The following is a 6,434-nucleotide window of genomic DNA, read 5'->3' as shown; positions in this document are numbered from 1 at the left end:
GGTGGATGCGTGCAGCCGCCGGTCAGCGCGGCGATCGCGGCCGCCGCCAGGCCGGTGCGGGCCGTGCGGGCGATGGCCGATGGGAAGTGGGAGCGGGGCGCGAAGGGCATCGGTTGGCTCCGACAGGAGGGGTGACTCCGGGCCGGGTGTGCGGGCTCAAACGGCAGGCGCCCGCACCGCGTTGCCCGCGTCGGCCCAGCCGAAGAAGCGGCAGATCTCGCTGCGGCGCGCCAGGGCGTCCGCGCGGCCGAGGGCCATGAGTTCGCGCGTGTAGCCGGCCTCGAACAGCAGGTAGCTGGCCAGCGCGGCGCCGCGCACGTCCTGCATGTTGGAGGTCACGCCCAGGCCTCCCAGCAGCGTGCGGATGGGGCGGGGCAGCTCGCCCACGTAGCGGGCGGCCACCGCATCCAGGCGCTGCGAAGGCGCGATCACCAGCAGTTCCAGCGGGCGCAAGGGGCTGTGCGCGCGCACTTCGGGCGGGATGAGGGACAGCGTCTGGTTGATGCGCTGGGCGCGCTCCACATCCACCGACAGGGCGTCCAGGAAGATGTTGGACAGCGTGTGCCCGGCGATCTGCGCGAGTGACGGGTAGGCCGGCGCATCGCTGTGCAGCGCCTCGCCCGCCGGTTCGTGCATGCGGCCCGCGCCCACCACCAGGATGCGTTCGGCGCCCAGATGGATGGCCGGCGCGATCGGGGCGGACTGACGCATCGATCCGTCACCGAAGTATTCGGTGTGGCCGTCGATGCCCAGCGCCGTGGCGGGAAAGACGAACGGAATGGCCGACGACGCCAGCAGGTGGTCGTGCGTGATGCGGTCGCGCGTGGCCTTGCGCTGCGAGCGCACCCAGGGCTGCTGCGCCTGCGCGGCCTCGAAGAAGGTCACGTGCTCGCCCGAGCTGTAACTGGAGGCGGTGATGGCCAGCGCCTGCAGGTGCCCCTGGCGGATCAGCCGGGGCAGCCGCACCAGCGGCACCAGTTGCGTGAGCAGGCCGGTGAGCGGCGAGTTGTCCAGCAGCGAGCGCGGCCGCATGCGCCGCCAGCGCGCCAGCAGCCAGCCCAGCGACATCAGGGTGAGCCAGCCCGCGCCGCTGCGCATCACGCTCAGCGAGTCGGCCCGGTACACCTGTTGCGCGTGGAAATTGCGCCACACGCGGGCGATGCGGCGCACAGCCCGGTCGAACTGGTCCGCCCCGCAGGCGAGGGCGGCCGCGTTGATGGCGCCGGCCGAGGTGCCGGTGATGATCGGAAACGGGTTGGGTTCGCGCCCCGCGCCGCACGCCATGCGCAGGTCGGAGATCGCCTCCAGCACGCCCACCTGGTAGGCCGCGCGGGCCCCGCCGCCGGTCAGCACCAGGCCGATGGGGCGGGGCGAGACGGGTTTGGCGGCGGGGGCTGCGGCGGAAGGGGGCATGGCGGGCCTCGGCGGATCGGTGGTCGTACCCGGCGTCGGATCACCGGGCGGGTGCGGCGCGGGGCGCCTTCAGCAGCAGGGCGGCCAGGGCCTCCCCCTCCATCAGCGTGATGCTGTGCTCGCGGGCATAGCCGCGGGCGTTGTCGCTCACCGTGCCCTGCATCGCGATGTAGGTGCTGGCCGGCACGTCCTGCGCCCGGGCGGCCGCCTGCAGGTCGCGCAGCGGCTCGATGCCATGGGTGGCGGCCTTCCAGCGGCGTGCGCTCACCAGGGCGGTCTGGCCCGCTTTCTCCAGGCGGAAATCGGCCTGCAGGCCGGTGAGGCGGCGCACCGCGTAGCCCTCGGCCTGCCAGGCGCGCTCCAGCGCATCCGCAAAGCTGCGCCAGGGCATCTCCGCCGCCTGCCCCAGCACGGCCTGCACCCGCGCGCTGCTGGGCGCGCGCCACTGGCGCCAGGCGGCCAGGCAGCCCACGCCGAAGATCGGCAGGGCGCCCACCGCGGCGTACGGGGCGATGTGCGAGGGCAGCAGGGCGCCGCACACCAGCGCGATCAGACCGGCCACCGACCAACTGATCCACCAGGGCGAACGCAGCAGGATCGCGAACAGGGAGTTGGGGGCCATCTTGAATTTCACGGGAATCCTTGTACTGAACGGGTGGGCAGGCGTGGGCGGGCGCGGCAACGGTGCATTGTCCTCGGCCCTGCGGGGTTGGAAGATCAGGGAATAGACTACCGGCCCCTCAAGGAGTTATTGGCATGGCAGTCACAGAACAGGCGCTGTTGGCGGCGCTCGCGAGCGTAAGCGATCCGCACACCGGCAAGGATTTCGTCAGTGCGCGGGCGGTGCGCAACGTGCGCATCGCCGGTGGCGACGTGGCGTTCGACGTCGAGCTGGGCTACCCGGCCAAGAGCCTGGTGCCCGAACTGGAGCGCCAGTTGACCGCGGCGGCCCAGGCCGTCGCCGGCGTGGAGCAGGTGGCGGTGCGCATCACCAGCCAGGTCGTCGCGCATGCGGTGCAGCGCGGCGTGCAGTTGCTGCCGCAGGTCAAGAACATCATCGCCGTGGCCTCGGGCAAGGGCGGCGTGGGCAAGAGCACCACCGCCGCCAACCTGGCCCTGGCGCTCGCGGCCGAGGGCGCCAGCGTCGGCGTGCTGGATGCCGACATCTACGGCCCCAGCCAGCCCATGATGCTCGGCATCGAGGGCAAGCCCGAAAGCGCCGACGGCAAGACCATGGAGCCGATGCGCAACCACGGCGTGCAGGTGATGTCGATCGGTTTCCTGATCGATGCCGACCAGGCCATGATCTGGCGCGGCCCCATGGCCACGCAGGCGCTGGAGCAGCTGCTGCGGCAAACCCACTGGAAGGACCTGGACTACCTCATCGTGGACATGCCGCCCGGCACCGGCGACATCCAGCTCACGCTGAGCCAGCGCGTGCCCATCACCGGCGCGGTGATCGTCACCACGCCGCAGGACATCGCGCTGCTGGATGCCAAGAAGGGCATCAAGATGTTCGAGAAGGTGGGCGTGCCCATCCTGGGCATCGTCGAGAACATGGCGGTGCACGTGTGCAGCCAGTGCGGCCACGCCGAGCACATCTTCGGCGAGGGCGGCGGCCAGCGCATGGCGGCGGAATACGGCATGGCCTACCTGGGCGCGCTGCCGCTGGACATGCAGATCCGCCTGCAGGCCGACACCGGCACCCCCACCGTGGTGGCCGACCCCGATGGCGAGGTGGCCCGCATCTACAAGAAGATGGCGCGCGACGTGGCGGTCAAGGTGGCGCAGCAGGCCAAGGACTTCTCGTCGAAATTCCCCACCATCTCCATCAGCAAGACCACCTGAGGCGGCCGCTGCCGGACGACCGGCGGCTTCGCCTGCACTGCTGTCCTTTCTGCTTCCTGACAGCGCGGAAAAACATGTCGCGTTGTGTGCAATGTGTCTTGACGTAGCTCAAGCAATGCGCTGACACTGGATCGAGAACCCGTGCCAGGGTGGCGCGCGGACGTCGAAAAAGAGCACAGCAGAGAGGAGTGGCATGTCATCCACACAACCCGGTTTTCTGGACAAGGAACGCATCATTGCCGGTCCCGGCTTCAACCGGTGGCTCGTTCCTCCGGCGGCCTTGGCGATCCACCTTTGCATCGGCATGGCTTACGGGTTCTCCGTGTTCTGGCTGCCGCTGTCCAAGGCCCTCTCCACGGCCGGCACCGGCGCTGCCTGCCCCAAGGACATGAGCTTCTTCGCGGAGCTGTTCGCCTCCGGCTGCGACTGGCGCGTGGCCACGCTGGGCTGGATGTACACCCTGTTTTTCGTGTTCCTGGGCTGCTCTGCCGCCATCTGGGGCGGCTGGCTGGAGCGCGCCGGTCCGCGCAAGGCGGGTGTCGTGTCCGCGGTGTGCTGGTGCGGCGGCATGCTGCTGTCGGCACTGGGCATCCACCTGCACCAGTTCTGGCTGATGATCCTCGGCTCGGGCGTCATCGGCGGGATCGGCCTGGGGCTGGGCTACATCTCGCCGGTGTCCACGCTCATCAAATGGTTTCCCGACCGGCGGGGCATGGCGACCGGCATGGCCATCATGGGCTTCGGCGGCGGCGCGATGATCGGCTCGCCCCTCGCGGTGGACCTGATGAAGCGGTTTTCCACCCCCACCGACGTGGGCGTGATGCAGACCTTCGTGGTCATGGCGCTCCTGTACTTCGTCTTCATGATGGCCGGCGCCCTCGGCTACCGCGTGCCCGCCACGGGCTGGAAGCCGGCCGGCTGGACCCCGCCGCCGCCCAGCGCCAACACCATGATCACGCAGCGCCACGTGCACGTGAAGCGCGTCTGGGGCATTCCGCAGTTCTGGCTGGTCTGGGTGGTGCTGTGCATGAACGTGAGCGCGGGCATCGGCGTGATCGGCATGGCCTCGCCGATGCTGCAGGAGGTGTTCGGCGGCGCGCTCATCGGCGTGCCGCAGAAGTTCGGCGAACTCGACAAGGCGCAGCTGGCGGCCATCGCCGCCGTGGCTGGCGGCTTCACCGCGCTGCTGTCGCTGTTCAACATCGGCGGCCGGTTCTTCTGGGCCAGCCTGTCGGACAAGCTGGGCCGCAAGATGACCTACGTGGTGTTCTTCGTGCTGGGCGGCCTGCTGTACGCCAGCATCCCCAGCTCGGCCGGGGCCGGCAGCAAGCTGCTGTTCGTGGGGGCGTTCTGCATCATCCTGTCGATGTACGGCGGCGGTTTCGCCACGGTGCCGGCTTACCTGGCCGATCTGTTCGGCACGCAGTTCGTGGGTGCCATCCACGGTCGCCTGCTCACCGCCTGGGCCACCGCGGGCATCCTGGGCCCGGTGGTTGTCAACTACATGCGCGAATACCAGCTGGGCCTGGGCCTGCCGCGCGAGCAGGTCTACAACCAGACCATGTACATCCTGGTGGGCATGCTGGTCATCGGCCTGATCGCCAACCTGCTGGTGCGCCCGCTGGCCGACAAGTGGTTCATGACCGATGAAGAGCTGGCGCACGAGAAAAAGCTCGCGCACGAGAAATCGCTGGCGGCCGAGGTGGGTTCGGGCACCGGGGCCGGCAGCTCCACCAGTCCGGCACTGGTGGCGTTCGCCTGGGCTGCGGTGGGCATTCCCCTGGCCTGGGGCATCTACAAGACCCTGGTGAGCGCGGCCAAGTTCTTCCAGTAAGGGCCGGGCACCATGGTGCTGCCAGGCTCCCTTCACCGGCGGATCAACGCCGCCGCGGCGCGGTTCGCCGCCGAGCACGCGGGCCGCTTCACGCTCGAGCCACCGCAGGGTGGCGCCGCTCAGGCGCCGCTGCTGCGTTGCGCCGGGCGCCTGCTGAACGGCGACTTTTCGGTGGCCGACCGCTTCACCGCGCAGACCGGCGTGCGCGCCACCGTGTTCGCCCGGCAGGGCAACGACTTCGTCCGCGTCGCCACCTCGGTGCGCAAGCAGGACGGCGAGCGCGCGGTGGGCACGTTGCTCGACCGCTCCCACCCGGCCTATGCCAACTTGCTGGCGGGGCGCGGCTATGCCGGCTACGCCACGGTGTTCGGCCGGCAGAACATGACCCGTTACGACCCGGTGCGCGATGCGTCCGGCCACGTGGTGGGCGTGCTCTACGTGGGCCTGGATGTCAGCGAGATTCCCGCTTTGAACCTGGCGGGCCGGCTGGCCCTGCTGGTGCTGGCGGTGCAGTATGCGCTGTGGGCGCTGGCCTGGCTGGTGCTGGCGCCACTGCCTGCCAGTTGGGTAGCGGTGGTGGCGGGCCTGCCGCTGCTGGCAGCGGCGGCGATCTACGGCATGGTGCAGCGCGGCATTGCCCGGCCGGTGGCGCAGGGGCGCGCGGCGGCGCAGCGCATCGCCGCCGGCGACCTCACCACCCAGATGCATGTGGCCCGGCGCGACGAGGTGGGGCAGATGCTGCAGGCCATCAACGGCATCGGCGTGGGGCTGGCCGGACTGGTGGGCAACGTGCGGCGGGGCGCGGACGGGCTGCGCCTGTCCACCAGCGAGATCGCGGCCGGCAACGGCGATCTGGCCACGCGCACCGAGCAGCAGGCCGGCGAAGTCAACAGCGCCGCCTCGGCGCTGGAGCAGCTCACGGCCACGGTGGGGCAGAACGCCGAGCACGCCCGGCGCGTCAACGGGCTCATGGGCGCGGTGTCGCAGGCGGCCGGGCAAAGCGGCGCTGCGGTGGAGCGGGTGGTCGCCACCATGGGCGACATCCGCGAGGGCGCACACCGCATCCGCGACATCATCGGCATCATCGACGGCATCGCCTTCCAGACCAACATCCCGTGCGCTGAACGCCCGCGGTGGAAGCGGCCCGCGCGGGTGAGCAAGGGCGCGGCTTCGCGGTGGTGGCCAGCGAGGTGCGGTCGCTCGCGGGGCGCTCGGCGGAGGCCGCCAAGGAGATCAAGGCGATGATCGAAGCCAGCGTGTCGCGCGTGAGCACCGGCAGCGATCTCGTGGCCCAGGCCGGACGCACCATGGACGAGGTGGTGGCGCAGGTCACACAGGT

At 70.5% G+C, this 6,434-nt stretch carries 6 protein-coding genes; 4 read left to right on the top strand and 2 right to left on the bottom strand.

Features of this window, described 5'->3' with window-relative positions:
* Positions 1-156: 156 nt before the first annotated feature.
* Both AC27IO_RS18835 and AC27IO_RS18830 read right to left on the bottom strand, forming a co-directional pair.
* Positions 157-1,413 carry a patatin-like phospholipase family protein gene (locus tag AC27IO_RS18835; RefSeq protein ID WP_284429330.1) on the bottom strand — a complete coding sequence of 419 codons (1,257 nt, stop codon included), beginning with the start codon at positions 1,411-1,413 and terminating at the stop codon, positions 157-159.
* Between the two features lie 40 nt (positions 1,414-1,453).
* Positions 1,454-2,035: a restriction endonuclease gene (locus AC27IO_RS18830; RefSeq protein WP_498740159.1), complete on the bottom strand. Its 582-nt coding sequence runs from the start codon at positions 2,033-2,035 to the stop codon at positions 1,454-1,456.
* A 134-nt stretch (positions 2,036-2,169) separates the two neighbouring features.
* Between AC27IO_RS18830 and apbC the strand changes: the two genes are divergently transcribed.
* From apbC to AC27IO_RS18810, 4 genes are all read left to right on the top strand, one after another.
* On the top strand, positions 2,170-3,261 hold the full coding sequence (gene apbC, locus AC27IO_RS18825; protein WP_317356374.1) for an iron-sulfur cluster carrier protein ApbC: 1,092 nt from the start codon (positions 2,170-2,172) through the stop codon (positions 3,259-3,261).
* A 193-nt stretch (positions 3,262-3,454) separates the two neighbouring features.
* Positions 3,455-5,095, top strand: a complete 1,641-nt coding sequence (locus AC27IO_RS18820) for an OFA family MFS transporter (RefSeq protein ID WP_272564975.1) — start codon at positions 3,455-3,457, stop codon at positions 5,093-5,095.
* 12 nt (positions 5,096-5,107) lie between these two features.
* Entirely contained in the window at positions 5,108-6,340 is a 1,233-nt protein-coding gene (locus AC27IO_RS18815; protein ID WP_498740157.1) for a methyl-accepting chemotaxis protein, read from the top strand.
* Positions 6,271-6,434: methyl-accepting chemotaxis protein (locus AC27IO_RS18810; RefSeq protein ID WP_498740158.1), on the top strand; the 164-nt coding region annotated here is incomplete at its 3' end. The genes AC27IO_RS18815 and AC27IO_RS18810, both read left to right, overlap by 70 nt.

It is taken from the genome of Acidovorax sp. KNOB132 (assembly GCF_057541515.1).
Note: the sequence above shows the minus strand (reverse complement) of the source record. Positions and strands in the feature narration are given on the sequence as shown.